Here is a 14,108-nt window from a genome sequence, read left to right on the forward strand (position 1 = left end):
CCTTGCACGAATGACAGCAGGGTTGCAGCGGGACAACTAGACTTCCCCCCAGGTGCGGATGAATTGCGCAGCTACAGGCGGTGCGAGCATGGGTGCATCAGAACGATCCACGAACGACCCTTCCGAGCTGCAACCCTGCAGTCTCCCTGCCTCCGCTTCTCCTCGAAAAAGCCGTCTCCGCCAACGCCTGATGCTGATCGGCTTCGCCTTGCCGATCCTCGCCGCGGTGGGCATCGTGGTACTTCACGAAGCGCACACCTCGCGGCTGCAGGCACGCGAGCTGGCACGCTATGCCGCGACCCTGGACTACGAGGTGCGCCAGGGTCCCAGCGAGGCCATCCTGTTCCCGGCGGACGGCCCCTTCGACCGCCGCCTCGGCTACCAGTTGCTGCCTTCGTTCATGCAGCGCCTGTACGACCGCGACTACGCCATCACCCGCCAGGCGCACTTCTCCCCGGCACTGATGCGCTACGCCGAACACCGGCTGTTCCCGCCCTACGCGGAAAAGGCCCAGGCCGGGCTGGACATCGCCGATTGCCGCGGCGTGCCGATCTACGACTTCCGCTATCCGCAACGGCGCTACGCGAACTTCGCCAGCCTGCCGCCGCTGGTGGTGCAGAGCCTGCTGTTCATCGAGAACCGCGACCTGCTCGATCACGAACGCCCTTACCTCAACCCGGCGGTGGACTGGGGTCGCTTCACCCAGGCGGCGCTGTCGCAGGTCGGCAAGATGCTCGGCTTCAGCGCGCACTCCTCCGGCGGCAGCACCCTGGCGACCCAGATCGAGAAATACCGCCACTCTGCCGAAGGGCGCACCGGCAGCATCGGCGACAAGCTGCGGCAGATGCTCTCGGCCAGCGTACGCAGCTATCGCGAAGGCCCGGCCAACTTCGCCGCGCGCCAGGACATCGTGCTCACCTACCTCAACTCGGTGCCGCTGTCGGCGGCGCCGGGCTACGGCGAGGTCACCGGCCTGGCCGATGGCCTGTGGGTCTGGTACGGCGCCGACTACCGGCAGGTCGGCGAGGCACTCGACGGCAAGGCCGGACTCGCCGCCCAGGGCCTGGCCCTGCGCCAGGTGCTGGCGCTGATGATCGCCCACCGCCGGCCTTCCTTCTATCTGGCGCCGCGCGGCCGCGACGAGCTGGACCGGATGACCGATAGCCACCTGCGGGTCCTGACCCAGGCCGGCGTCATCGAGGCGCCGTTACGCGATGCGGCGCTGGCGCAGAAGCTGGCGTTCCGCGACCCACGCAGCCAGCCGACGGTGCAACCGCTGCCGACCAACAAGGGCGTGACCCTGGCTCGCACCCGCCTGGCCGGGATGCTCGGCGTGCCACTGTACGACCTCGACCGTCTCGACCTGCGGGCCAATACCACCCTCCAGCACGAGTTGCAGGAAAGCGTCACCGCCTACTTGCAGAAACTCGCCGACCCGGACTACGCCGCCCAGCTCGGGCTGATCGGCGAACGCCTGCTGACCCCGACCTCGACCCGCTCGGTACGCTACAGCTTCACCCTGTTCGAACGTACGCCGAGCGGCAACCAGGTGCGGGTGCAGACCGACAACACCGACCAGCCCTTCGACATCAACGAAGGCAGCAAGCTGGAGTTGGGCTCCACCGCCAAGCTACGGGTGCTGGCCAGCTACCTGGAGACCGTCGCGCAGATCCACCGCGACTATGGCGGCATGAGCGTCGCCGAGCTGCGCAAGGTGGAAGTGGAGCCGCTCGATTTCATCCTCCGCTGGGGCATCGACTACCTGGTCGCCAGCCGCGACCGCGATCTTTCCGCGATGCTCCAGGCGGCCATGGAACGGCGCTATTCGGCCAGCCCCTACGAGAGCTTCTTCACCGGCGGCGGGCTGCACACCTTCAACAACTTCCGCAAGGAAGACAACGGCCGCCGGCCGATGCTGCTGGAAGCCCTGCGCGAATCGATCAACCTGCCCTTCGTGCGCCTGCTGCGCGACCTGATCCGCCACGATATCTACCAGAACGCCGGGAGCAAGGTGCAGTTGCTGGCCGACGACAAGGACCCGCGCCGCGCCGACTACCTCGACCGTTTCGTCGACAAGGAAAGCCAGGTCTACCTGCGCCGCTTCTGGGTCAAGTACCGCGACAAGGACGCCAACCAGCGCCTGGAGACCTTCCTCGACGGCCTGCGTCCCTGGCCGGTGCGGCTGGCCGCGATCCACCGCTACCTGCAGCCACAGGCCGACCTGGCGAGCTTCAGCGCCTTCCTCCGCGAACGCCTGCCCCGCGGCAGCCTGACCGACAAGCGCGCCGCCGAGCTGTACGAGCGCTACGGCCCGGGCAAGTTCAACCTCAACGACCAGGGCTACGTCGCCCGCGTGCACCCGCTGGAGCTATGGCTGCTCGGCTATCTGCAGAAGCAGCCGCAGGCGACCTTCGGCGAGGCGGTGGCGGCCAGCGGCGCCGAGCGCAAGGAGGTCTACGGCTGGCTGTTCAAGTCGCGGCACAAGAACGCCCGCGACAAGCGCATCCGCATCCTGCTGGAGGTGGAGGCCTTCCTCGACCTGCACCAGCAATGGAAGAAACTCGGCTATCCCTTCGGTCACCTGGTGCCCTCCTACGCCACCGCCCTGGGCAGCTCCGGCGACCGCCCGGCGGCGCTGGCCGAACTGATGGGGATCATCGTCAACGATGGCGTGCGCATGCCGACCCTGCGCCTGGAGCACCTCGACTTCGCCCTGGGTACGCCCTACGAGACGCGCTTCGCCCCGGAAGCCACCCTCGGCCAGCGGGTGATGACCTCGGAGGTCTCCACGACCCTGCGCAACGCGCTGTCCCAGGTGGTCGACGCCGGCACCGCGCGGCGCCTGCAAGGCACCTTCAGCCGTCCGGACGGCGCGCCACTGGTGATGGGCGGCAAGACCGGCACCGGCGACAACCGCCTGCAGACCTTCAGCGCCGGCGGCCACGTGCGCAGTTCGAAGGCACTGAACCGCACCGCCACTTTCGTCTTCTACATCGGCCCGCGGCACTTCGGTACCCTCACCGCCTACGTCGACGGCAGCGAGTCGAGCCAGTTCAAGTTCACCTCGGCCCTGCCAGTGCAGGTACTCAAGGGCATGGCACCGCTCCTCAGGGACTACCTCGACCCACGCACCGCCACCCGCTGCCAGGTACCGTTGTCGCCGCAACAGATCGGCCGCCTGTAGCGGTTCAGCGCACCGGCCAGTACCAGGCCGGCCGGTCCAGCTCGCGCAGCCCCTGGATGCGGGTCTCGCCGAAGTCCTTCTCCAGCCCCAGCGAATGGCATTCCGGGTGCTCTTCGAGCGTCGCGACAAGCCGCGCGGCGTGCGACACCACCAGCACCTGGGAGTGCTGCGCGGCCTGGCCGACCAGGCGCCCGAGGGCCGGCAGCAGGTCGGGATGCAGGCTGGTTTCCGGTTCGTTGAGCACCAGCAGCGCCGGCGGCCGCGGCGACAACAGGGCGGCGATCCACAGCAGGTAGCGCAGGGTGCCGTCCGACAGCTCCGCGGTGCGCAGCGGCCGCAGCAGGCCGGGCTGCTCGATCAGCACTTCGAAGCGCCCTCCCGGGTTGTCGATGTGCAGGCGGCTGCCGGGAAAGGCATCGTCCACCGCCTCGTCCAGCGCCGCCGCATCACCGATCTCGCGGATGGTCTGCAGGGCCGCGGCCAGGTCGGCGCCGTCGGCGCCCAGCACCGGCGTATGGGTGCCGATCTGCGGCCGCCGCGCCGGTGCCTCGGCGTCGCTGCGGAAATGGTCGTAGAAGCGCCAGGAGCGGATCCGCTCGCGCAGGCCGAGCAGTTCCGGCACCTGTCGCGGGTCCACCGCCGCGCCCAGCATGCTGTCGAAGGTGGCGAGGTGCTGCGCCGCCACTTCCCAGCGACCGCCGCCGCCGCGTGCGCGCAACAACGGCCCGCGACGGTCGACGAGGACATTGGCCGGGCGCAGGAACGGGCCGGCCCAGATGCATTCGCGCTTGATCACCGGGTCGAGACCGAACTTGCTCTGGCTTGGCTCCGGCAGGCCGAGGTCGATGCAATAACCGAAATCCTCCCCGGCGAAGCCCAGGCGCAGGTTCACCGACTGCCGGCGCACGCTGCCTTCGATCGGCTGGGCGCCACTGCGCATGGCCCGGCTGATGTCCTCCGGTCCCGCCCACAGGGTCGATGGCAGGCCGCCCTCGCGCGCCAGCGACGGGATCACTTCGCCGCGCGCGCTGTCCGCCAGCAGGCGCAAGGCCCGGTAGACGTTGGACTTGCCGGCGCCGTTGGCGCCGGTGATCAGGTTCAGGCGCCGCAGCGGCATCACCAGGTCGCGCAGGGTGCGGTAGTTGGACACCGCCAGGGTGGTCAGCATGGCTGCTCTCGAAGGAACGGAAACGCGGCCGATTGTAGGCCAAATGCCGCATCGCTTACTTGAGCCCGGCCACCCCGGCGACGATCAACCCGACAGAAACCAGCTTCACCGCCGTCAGGCTCTCGCCAAGCAGCAGGACGCCGAGGAACACCGTGCCCAGCGAGCCGATCGCGGTCCAGATCGGATAGGCGACGCTGACCGGCAACTCGCGCAGCGCCAGGGTCAGGAAATAGATCCCGCCGATCGCCGCGACCACCGTCAGCAACGACGGCCAGAGTCTGCCGAAGCCGTTGGAGAACTTCATGCCCATGGCGAAGGCGACCTCGAAGGCCGCCGCCACCAGCAGATGGAACCAGGCCATGGCGGCTCCTCAGGCCGACCGCGCCAGCGCCAGCAGGCGCTGTTCCGCCTCGTCGCAGGAGTCCTCGAAGGACCTGCCGCCGGATTCCTCGCCTTCCGCCGCGACCACCGTGACCTCGTCGATGCCGATGAAACCCAGCGCGGTGCGCAACCAGGGATCGGCGTGGTTCATCGCCTGGTTCTCGCCGCCCGGGCCGAAGCCATGGCCACCGCGACTGGTGACGATCAGCGCACGCTTGCCACGCAGCAGCGGCCGGTACTGGGCGACGCCATTGTCGAGGACGAAATCGAAGGTCACCCCGAGGCGCACGATCTGGTCGATCCAGGCCTTCAGGCCGCTGGGCACGCTGAAGTTGTACATCGGCGTGGAGATCACCAGCAGGTCGCTGTCGAACAGTTCGCCGACCAGTTGGTCGCTCAGCGCCAGGTCGGCCTGCATCGCCAGCGAACGCTGTTCCGGCTGGGGATGGAAGGCGGCGGCGACGAAGGCCTCGGTGACCGCCGGAAGCGGTACCCGGCCGACTTCGCGGCGCGCCACGCGGGCCTGCGGATGGGCTTCGCGATAGGCCGCCAGGAAAACCTCGGCGAGACGCCGGGACTGCGAGCGCTCGCCTCGCGGACTGGCATGCACTGCAAGAACTCTACTCATCTGTATCTCCGTGGATTCGGCTAGACTCGAATGGCCTCAAGGCCCTTCTCCTGGAGCCAGAAATTATTGGCAGCGGGGGTTCCCGACAAATGAGCAATAGTTGTTCAGGGTGAATTCAGTTCACCCATGGAGATTCCAATGTTCGCTTCCCTGCCGCTGACCGCGTTGCGCACCTTCGAATCGGCGGCCCGCCAGTCGAGCTTCAAGGCCGCCGCCGAGGAGCTTGCGGTAACGCCAACCGCGGTTTCCCACCAGATCCGTTCGCTGGAAGCCTGGCTCGGCGTTCCGCTGTTCCAGCGCCTGCCACGGAAAGTGCGCCTGACCGACTGCGGCGAACGGCTGTTCCGCAGCCTGCACGGGGCCCTGCTGGAAATTTCGCAGAGCGTCGACACGCTGCGTCCGCAGCGCAGCGTAGGCAACCTGACGGTCTCCACCACCCCGGCCTTCGCCGCCCTCTGGCTGGTGCCGCGTCTCGGCCGCTTCTACGCCGCGCACCCGCAGATCAACCTGCGCCTGGACACCAACTGCGAAGTCCTCGACCTGCACCAGGACGCCAGCATCGACCTGGTGATCCGCTACAGCCTCGACGACCATCCGAACTTCTACGGTCTCTGCCTGTTCGACGAATGCTTCGCGGTCTACGGCTCGCCGGCCCAGGTCGCCCTGGCCGCAGAACGGCAGCCGACCCTGATCAGCGTGCGCTGGCACAACTCCAGGCTCTACGCCCACGGCTGGGAGGCCTGGTGCGCGCAGGCCGGCGAAGACTGGATGGAGGGCCAGCCGGTGATCCGCCAGTACGACGAGGAGCACTATGCCCTGCAGGCGGCCATCGCCGGCCAGGGACTGGTGCTGGCCAGTTCGATCCTGGTTTCGGAAAGCGTCGCCAGCGGCCTGCTGCAACCCTACAGAGCGGATATCAGTGTCGACGGCGCCGGCTACAGCGCGCTATGCGTGCCCGGACGGGAACGTCATCCGCCGGTGAAGGCATTCTTCGAATGGCTGAGGCTGGAGGCACGACAGTCGGGGCACGCTTGCCGGCTGGAGCGGGACGCCTGAGCGGCGCGGCGGGACAGGGACAACGCGGCTGCCGTTATCCGTCCTGCGCGGAGAGGCGCAGCAGCCGCCGGAAAAAACGACGGCCCGCACCTTGCGGGGCGGGCCGTCTCCATGCGCGGGCGCTTTACCCGCCCGCAGGCTCGATCAGCGCTGGGTTACCGGAGCGGCGGAGCCCTGGTGCGCCTCGCGGTACTCCTGCTCCGCATCGTCGAAGCGCTTGAGCATGCTCGTCGAAGGCGCCTTGCCGAGCAGGCTGAAGACGACGATGGCGACGCTGGCGAAGAGGAAGCCGGGGATGATCTCGTACAGGCCGGTCCAACCCAACAGGTTCTTCCACAGGATCACCGTCGCCGCGCCGACGATCATGCCGGCCAGCGCGCCGTTGCGGGTCATCCGCTTCCACAGCAGGGAGAACAGCACCAGCGGGCCGAAGGCGGCGCCGAAGCCGGCCCAGGCATAGGACACCAGGCCGAGCACGCGGTTTTCCGGGTTGGAGGCTAGCCAGATGGCGATCACCGCCACCAGCAGCACCATGGCGCGACCGACCCAGACCAGTTCCAGCTGGCTGGCGCCCTTGCGCAGGAAGGCCTTGTAGAAGTCCTCGGTGAGCGCCGAGGAGCAGACCAGCAGCTGGCAGCTCAGGGTGCTCATGACCGCGGCGAGGATGGCGGACAGCAACACGCCGGCGATCCACGGGTTGAACAGGATCTTGGCCAGCTCGATGAATACCCGCTCGGGGTTCTCGCTGACCGCGCCGGCCTGCTCCGGATGCGCCTGGAAGTAGGCGATGCCGAAGAAGCCCACGGCCACGGCGCCACCGAGGCAGAGGATCATCCAGGTCATGGAGATGCGGCGCGCGGCCGGGATCGATTTCACCGAGTCGGCGGCCATGAAGCGCGCCAGGATGTGCGGCTGGCCGAAGTAGCCCAGGCCCCAGGCCATCAGCGAGATCACGCCGATGAAGGAGGCGCCCTTGAGCATGTCGAAGCTGGTCGCGTCCTTCAGCTCGATGGCGGTGAAGGTCGGCTCGACGCCGCCGGTGGCGAGCATCACGATCACCGGGGTGAGGATCAGCGCGAAGATCATCAGCGAGGCCTGCACGGTGTCGGTCCAGCTCACCGCGAGGAAGCCACCGATGAAGGTGTAGGCGATGGTCGCCGCGGCACCGGCCCACAGCGCGGTCTCGTAGGAGAGGCCGAAGGTGCTCTCGAACAGGCGCGCACCGGCGACGATGCCGGAAGCGCAGTAGATGGTGAAGAACACCAGGATCACCAGGGCCGAGAAGATCCGCAGCAGGCGGCTGTTGTCCTCGAAGCGGTTGGTGAAGTAGTCGGGCAGGGTCAGCGCGTTGCCGTTGTGCTCGGTCTGCACCCGCAGGCGGCCGGCGACGAACAGCCAGTTGAGGTAGGCGCCGACGATCAGGCCGATGGCGATCCAGCTTTCGGACAGGCCGGACAGGTACACCGCGCCGGGCAGGCCCATCAGCAGCCAGCCGCTCATGTCGGAGGCGCCGGCGGACAGCGCCGTGACGAAGCTGCCGAGGCTGCGGCCACCGAGGATGTAGTCGGAGAAGTTGTTGGTGGAGCGATATGCCGCCAGGCCGATCAGGACCATGGCCGCGATGTAGATCACGAAGGTGATCAGCGTGGGCGTATTGACACTCATAGGGACTCCCCTATTGCTTGTTTTTATCCGGGCCCTTGCGTGTGCAAGCAACGGGTAGCGGGCCCTTGGTTGGCAGAATGGCGCTTGTGGCGTCACTCCGTGAGCGCTTGCCGGAGCAAGCCGGAAACGTGGGTGGCCTCAAACGAGTCCGAACAGGCCCACGCCTCACGATCCCTCCCCTGTCGGGCAGGGAAAATCGTCCTTTATGGTCCGTTCCGGGCACGCACCGGAACGGCGGTCATTTCCCTTGGCGTTCGCTGCGGCGAACCCCGGAAACCGACCCGGGCGCCAAGGCGCCCGGGAACGGAGTATCACTCGGCGTCGGCCAGCGACAGCAGCGACGCGTTGCCGCCCACCGCGGTGGTGTTCACCGACGTGGTGCGCTCACTGACGAAACGCAGCAGGTAGTTCGGCCCGCCGGCCTTGGGACCGGTGCCGGACAGCCCGTGGCCGCCGAACGGTTGCACGCCCACCACCGCGCCGATCTGGTTGCGGTTGATGTAGAGGTTGCCGACCCGCGCCAGCTCTTCGATGCGACGGGCGGTTTCCTCGTTGCGGCTATGGACCCCCATGGTCAGGCCGAAACCGGTGGCGTTGATCGCCTGCACGACCTTTTCCAGGTCCTGCGCGGCATAACGCACCACGTGCAGCACCGGGCCGAAGTTCTCTTTCTTCAGCTCGTCGATGCCGCTGATCTCGAACGCGACGGGAGCGACGAAGTGACCGTTCAGGTTGCCCGGCACCTTGGTCTCGGCGATCAGCTTGCCGGCGGCCTTCAGCGCGGCGATGTGCTGCTCCAGGCCGGCCTTGGCCTCGGCGTCGATCACCGGGCCGACGTCGCTGACGCGCACGTCGGTCGGGCCGACCTTCAGCTCGGCCATGGCGCCCTTGAGCAACTCGATCACCCGCTCGGCGATGTCCTGCTGCACGTACATCACGCGCAGCGCGGAGCAGCGCTGGCCGGCGCTGGTGAACGCGGATTGTACCGCATCCTTGATCACCTGTTCCGGCAAAGCGGTGGAATCGACGATCATCGCGTTCTGCCCGCCGGTCTCGGCGATCAGGGTGGCGATGGCGCCGGGCTTCTCGGCCAGTTGGCGGTTGATGATGCGGGCGGTGTCGGTGGAGCCGGTGAAGGCCACCCCGGCGACCCGCGCGTCACGGCAGAACACGCCGCCGAGGGTGGCGCCGTCGCCCGGCAGCAGGGCGATAACGTCCTTCGGCAGGCCGGCTTCGAACATCAGTTCGACGGTGCGCGCGGCGATCAGGCTGGTCTGCTCGGCCGGCTTGGCCAGCACAGTGTTGCCGGCCACCAGCGCGGCGCTGATCTGGCCGAGGAAGATCGCCAGCGGGAAGTTCCACGGGCTGACGCAGGCGAAGATGCCGCGGCCTTCGTAGAACAGCTCGTTGCGCTCGCCGGTCGGGCCGCGCAATTCCTCGCGGACCAGGCGCTGGCGGGCCTGCTGGGCGTAGTAGCGGCAGAAGTCGACCGCCTCGCGGATCTCGTCGATACCGTCCTGCAACGACTTGCCGGCTTCCAGGGTGCACAGCGCCATCAGCTCGCCGCGCTGGGCTTCCAGCAGGTCGGCGAGACGCTCGAGGATGCCGGCACGCTCGTCCACCGGGGTGGCGCTCCAGCGCGGCCAGGCCGCCTGCAACACGTCGAGGGCCTTGCCGGCCTGCTCGGCGGACGCGTACTGGACGCTGCCGACCAGCCTCTCCAGGTCGTACGGGCAACGCACTTCGTGGGCCGGGCCGGAGAGCTTCTCGCCGTTGACGATCGGCGCGGCTTGCCACTGGCGGGTCAGGTGCGGCTTGTAGGCGAGCTCCAGCTCGTTCCACTGGTTCTGGATGTTCATGTTGATGCCCTGGGAGTTTTTCCGCCCGGCGCCGAAGATCGCCTGGGGCAGAGGGATACGGTCGTTGGCCAGCGTCTTGAACTGGCGCAGTTGGGTAACCGGGTGCTGGATCAGCGTCTCCACCGGCACGCGCGGGTCCACCAGCTTGTGCACGAAGGAAGAGTTGGCGCCGTTCTCCAGCAGGCGCCGGACCAGGTACGGCAGCAGGTCCTTGTGCGCGCCGACCGGGGCGTAGATGCGCACGTTGCGGCGGTACTTCTCGATCACCGTGTCGTACAGCGCGTCGCCCATGCCGTGCAGGCGCTGGAACTCGAAGTCGCGCTCCTCGCCGCCGGCGGCCCTGGCTTCGTCGGCCAGGGCGAGGATGGCGGTCACGGTGTGGGCGTTGTGGCTGGCGAACTGCGGGTAGATCACCCCGCGGGTGTGCTCGCTGAGCAGGTAGCGGGCGCAGGCCAGGTAGGAAGTGTCGGTGCCTTCCTTGCGGGTGTAGACGGGGTAGCCATCGGCGCCCTGCACCTGGCACTGCTTGATCTCGCTGTCCCAGTAGGCACCCTTCACCAGGCGCAGCGGGATGCGTGCGCCAAGCTCGCGGCCGAGCAGGGTCAGCCATACCAGCACCGGCAGGCAGCGCTTGGAGTAGGCCTGGATGACCAGGCCGAACTCGCCCCAGCCGGCGATGGCCGGGTCGCGCATCAGCTTCTCGTAGAGTTCGAGGGACAGCTCCAGGCGATCGGCTTCCTCGGCGTCGATGGTGATGCCGACGTTCAGCTTGCGCGCGCGCACCGCCAGTTCCAGGACATTGGCGAACAGCTCGCTGAGCACCCGCTCGCGTTGCGCCACTTCGTAGCGCGGATGCAGCGCCGAGAGCTTGATCGAGATCGACGGCCGCGGCCCCGGACCGACCTGCGGCTCGGCGCCGACGGTGTCGATGGCCTGGCGGTAGTCGGCCATGTATTTCTCGGCGTCGGCGGCGGTCAGCGCGGCCTCGCCGAGCATGTCGAAGGAATAGGTGTAGCCCTGCTCGCGGCATGGACGACCGTTCTTCAGCGCTTCGGAGATGGTCCGGCCAAGCACGAACTGCTTGCCCATCAGCTTCATCGCCTGGTTCATCGCGGCGCGGATCACCGGTTCGCCGGAGCGCTGCACCAGCCGGCTGATGACGCTCGGGGCGCGGCCGTCGGTGCGTTCGTCGATGTTCACCACCTTGCCGGTCATCACCAGGCCCCAGGCGGCGAAATTGACCAGAACGTTGTCGCTCTGGCCGAGATGGCGCTGCCAGTCGGCGGCGGACAGCTTGTCGCGGATCAGCGCGTCGGCGGTCGCCGCGTCAGGCACACGCAACAGCGCCTCGGCCAGACACATCAGCATCAGGCCTTCCTGGGTGTCCAGGCTGTATTGGCGCAGGAGTGCGTCGAGGGTATCGACGGCGTTGTCCCGGCTGCGCACGGTTTCGATCAGTGCGCGGGCGTTGCGGCGGATAGCCTCGATGCCGTCGGGACCGGGGTCGGCGAGCTGCAGCAGTTCGCCCAGGTAGGCTTCCTCGTCGACCGCGTAGTTGGCGCTGATGACAGGGAAGAATTCGGCTGCGGACCGGGTCTGGTCCTCGCCCTGCAAGACGTGACTGGCTTTGAACATCACGCCCTCCTCTTGTGGAGCCATTGTTATTGAAAGAAGTCCGGCCAGGCGTCCATTGCCCGGGGCACCGCCGCCGGCGGGTTGTGCCGGCGGCGCGGCACGTCCTGTGGCGCGGGAATACGGATCAGTATGGGTCAGGCCCATTCCGCCGGCGCGAGGCACCAGCGGATAGCGGAATGTAGTGGCTGCGAGAGGGGCGATTCTTGCGAAAGACTCTGGAGTTTTTGCGGAAAACTCCTGGCTGCGGAACTTTCCCGTTCCTCTTCGCCGGCAGGCATGCGGACATTGCCGCTGCACGTCGGCACGACGCCATGCAGAGTGGCTACGCGGGTCTACCGACACAAAAAGAAATAATATAACATCCCAATAAATACGCCGATCCGACCCCGTCGCCCTTCCTCCGGGAAGGGCCTGGGTTCGCTTTGGCCTGAAAAAAGTCCGACCCATGACCATGGAGCCCGCAATGTCCTCTTCCGGCCTTTTCCCTTCCCGTCCGCTCTGGCCTCTCACGCCACTGGCGCTGGCCTGCCTGATTGTTTCGGGGGAAACGCTCGGCGCCGACGGCCGCCCCAGCGAATTGCCCTCCCAGGTGATCACCGCCAACCCGCTGGGCAACGAATCTCCCGCCACGCCCAGCAGCGTGCTCGAAGGCGACGAGCTGACCCTGCGACAGAAAGGCAGCCTCGGCGAAACCCTCAACGGCCTGCCCGGGGTGTCCTCCACCTACTTCGGACCGGGCGCCAGCCGACCGGTGATCCGCGGCATGGACGGTGATCGCATCCGCCTGCTGCGCAACGGCGTCGGTGCGCTCGACGCCTCGTCGCTGTCCTACGACCACGCGGTGCCGGAAGACCCCAACAGCGTCGAGCGCCTGGAAGTGGTACGCGGCCCGGCCGCCCTGCTCTACGGCGGCAATGCCATCGGCGGGGTGGTGAACAGCTTCGACAACCGCATCCCCAGCGAACCCGTCGACGGCATCCACGGCAGCGGCGAACTGCGCTACGGCGGCGCCGACACCACCCGTAGCCGCTCCGGCGCACTGGAGGCCGGCGACGGCAACTTCGCCCTGCACGTGGACGCCGCCAGCCGCGAGTTCAACGACGTCAGGATTCCCGGCTACGCCCATTCCAGCCGCCAGCGGCAGATCGACGGCGACACCGGCAAGCATCGGGTGCAGAACAGCGACGGCCGCCAGGACGGCGGCGCCGTCGGTGGCTCCTATCACTGGGAGCACGGTTACGCCGGCCTCTCCTACAGCGGCTACGACAGCAACTATGGCTCGCCGGCCGAGGACGACGTGCGCCTGAAGATGCAGCAGGACCGCTACGCCTTCGCCTCCGAGATCCGCGACCTCGAAGGCCCGTTCACCTCGCTGAAGCTGGACGCCGCCTATACCGAGTACGAGCACAAGGAAATCGAGGACGGCGAGACCGGCACCACCTTCAAGAACGAAGGCTACGAAGGCCGCATCGAGGCCCGCCACCGCCCGCTCGGCCCGCTGAACGGGGTGGTCGGCGCGCAGTTCGCCAACAGCCGCTTCTCCGCCCTCGGCGAGGAAGCCTTCGTGCCGCACACGGAAACCGACAGCGCCGCGCTGTTCGCCCTGGAGGAATGGAAGCTCAGCGACCGCCTCGACCTCAGCTTCGGCGCCCGCCTGGAGCACACCCGCGTGGACCCCGACGCCAAGGGCAACGAGCGCTTCGCCGAGAACGACGGTTCACAGAGCTTCACCACCGGCAGCCTGTCCACCGGCGCGGTGTACAAGCTGACGCCGATCTGGTCGCTGGCCGCCACCCTCAGCTACACCGAGCGCGCCCCAACCTTCTACGAGCTGTACGCCAACGGTCCGCACGCCGCCACCGGCACCTACGAGGTAGGCGATGCCGACGCGGACAAGGAAAAGGCGGTCTCCACCGACCTCGCCCTGCGCTTCGACAACGGCGTGCACAAGGGCAGCGTCGGGGTGTTCTACAGCCGCTTCTCCAACTACATCGGCCTGCTCGCCAGCGGTCGCCATCGCAACGAGGAAGGCGAAGTGGTCGCCGCCGGCGATGACGAGGCGCTGCCGGAATACCTCTACAGCGGCGTTCGCGCGGACTTCTACGGCGTCGAGGCGCAGGACCGCATCCACCTGCTGGAAAGCCCGTACGGCAACTTCGACCTGGAACTCTCCGGGGACTACACCCGCGCCAAGAACAAGGACACCGGCGAACCGCTGCCACGCATCGCCCCGCTGCGCCTGAACACCGCGCTGATCTGGGAGTTGCAGCAGTGGCAGGCGCGGGTCGATGTCGAACACGCCGCCTCGCAGCACCGCGTGCCGGAGGAAGAACTCTCCACCGACGGCTACACCACCCTCGGCGCCAGCCTCGGCTACAACTTCGACCTCGGCGAGAGCCGCTGGCTGGCCTTCGTCAAGGGCACCAATCTGACCAACCAGACCGTGCGCTACGCCAGTTCGATCCTGCGCGACCGGGTGCCGGCGGCGGGACGCGGCATCGAGGCGGGGGTGAAGGTGGCGTTCTGAGACAG

At 67.7% G+C, this 14,108-nt stretch carries 8 protein-coding genes; 3 read left to right on the top strand and 5 right to left on the bottom strand.

The window, feature by feature from the left end:
• Positions 1 to 58 precede the first annotated feature (58 nt).
• Positions 59 to 3,184, top strand: coding sequence for a transglycosylase domain-containing protein (locus ACYAF3_RS03495; RefSeq protein ID WP_128669585.1), 3,126 nt, complete (start codon positions 59 to 61; stop codon positions 3,182 to 3,184).
• A gap of 4 nt (positions 3,185 to 3,188) precedes the next feature.
• Here the strand turns inward: ACYAF3_RS03495 and ACYAF3_RS03500 are convergent, their stop codons facing one another.
• Genes ACYAF3_RS03500 through azoR1 form a run of 3 tightly spaced genes read right to left on the bottom strand, consistent with a single transcriptional unit; the run spans position 3,189 to position 5,361 of the window.
• Positions 3,189 to 4,352 carry an AAA family ATPase gene (locus tag ACYAF3_RS03500; RefSeq protein WP_003109755.1) on the bottom strand — a complete coding sequence of 388 codons (1,164 nt, stop codon included), beginning with the start codon at positions 4,350 to 4,352 and terminating at the stop codon, positions 3,189 to 3,191.
• 55 nt (positions 4,353 to 4,407) lie between these two features.
• Complete coding sequence (locus ACYAF3_RS03505; RefSeq protein ID WP_003103070.1) at positions 4,408 to 4,713, bottom strand: DMT family transporter; 306 nt, start codon at positions 4,711 to 4,713, stop codon at positions 4,408 to 4,410.
• A 9-nt stretch (positions 4,714 to 4,722) separates the two neighbouring features.
• The gene (gene azoR1 / locus ACYAF3_RS03510) at positions 4,723 to 5,361 is read right to left on the bottom strand and encodes an FMN-dependent NADH-azoreductase AzoR1 (RefSeq protein ID WP_128669583.1); all 639 of its coding nucleotides are present in this window, start codon (positions 5,359 to 5,361) and stop codon (positions 4,723 to 4,725) included.
• Between the two features lie 126 nt (positions 5,362 to 5,487).
• Here azoR1 and ACYAF3_RS03515 point away from each other — a divergent pair, with 126 nt between their 5' ends.
• Positions 5,488 to 6,417: a LysR substrate-binding domain-containing protein gene (locus ACYAF3_RS03515; protein WP_003123025.1), complete on the top strand. Its 930-nt coding sequence runs from the start codon at positions 5,488 to 5,490 to the stop codon at positions 6,415 to 6,417.
• 144 nt (positions 6,418 to 6,561) lie between these two features.
• Here the strand turns inward: ACYAF3_RS03515 and putP are convergent, their stop codons facing one another.
• Together putP and putA are read right to left on the bottom strand one after the other, a co-directional pair.
• A complete protein-coding gene (gene putP, locus ACYAF3_RS03520) occupies positions 6,562 to 8,082 on the bottom strand; it encodes a sodium/proline symporter PutP (protein WP_003103073.1) in 1,521 nt (506 codons plus the stop codon).
• Positions 8,083 to 8,393: 311 nt separating this feature from the next.
• Positions 8,394 to 11,576 carry a bifunctional proline dehydrogenase/L-glutamate gamma-semialdehyde dehydrogenase PutA gene (gene putA / locus ACYAF3_RS03525; protein ID WP_003085590.1) on the bottom strand — a complete coding sequence of 1,061 codons (3,183 nt, stop codon included), beginning with the start codon at positions 11,574 to 11,576 and terminating at the stop codon, positions 8,394 to 8,396.
• A gap of 463 nt (positions 11,577 to 12,039) precedes the next feature.
• On the opposite strand from putA, the gene ACYAF3_RS03530 reads away from it, so the two are divergent.
• Positions 12,040 to 14,103, top strand: coding sequence for a TonB-dependent receptor (locus ACYAF3_RS03530; protein WP_105579222.1), 2,064 nt, complete (start codon positions 12,040 to 12,042; stop codon positions 14,101 to 14,103).
• Positions 14,104 to 14,108: the final 5 nt, after the last annotated feature.

Source organism: Pseudomonas sp. TZ252 (assembly GCF_056110345.1).

Excerpts from the sequence above, each read along its gene's own strand:
- ACYAF3_RS03515 (WP_003123025.1), top strand. The coding sequence starts at position 5,488 with ATGGAGATTCCAATGTTCGCTTCCCTGCCGCTGACCGCGTTGCGCACC.
- ACYAF3_RS03505 (WP_003103070.1), bottom strand. The coding sequence starts at position 4,713 with ATGGCCTGGTTCCATCTGCTGGTGGCGGCGGCCTTCGAGGTCGCCTTC.
- ACYAF3_RS03530 (WP_105579222.1), top strand. The coding sequence starts at position 12,040 with ATGTCCTCTTCCGGCCTTTTCCCTTCCCGTCCGCTCTGGCCTCTCACG.
- putP (WP_003103073.1), bottom strand. The coding sequence starts at position 8,082 with ATGAGTGTCAATACGCCCACGCTGATCACCTTCGTGATCTACATCGCG.
- ACYAF3_RS03495 (WP_128669585.1), top strand. The coding sequence starts at position 59 with ATGAATTGCGCAGCTACAGGCGGTGCGAGCATGGGTGCATCAGAACGA.
- ACYAF3_RS03500 (WP_003109755.1), bottom strand. The coding sequence starts at position 4,352 with ATGCTGACCACCCTGGCGGTGTCCAACTACCGCACCCTGCGCGACCTG.
- azoR1 (WP_128669583.1), bottom strand. The coding sequence starts at position 5,361 with ATGAGTAGAGTTCTTGCAGTGCATGCCAGTCCGCGAGGCGAGCGCTCG.
- putA (WP_003085590.1), bottom strand. The coding sequence starts at position 11,576 with ATGTTCAAAGCCAGTCACGTCTTGCAGGGCGAGGACCAGACCCGGTCC.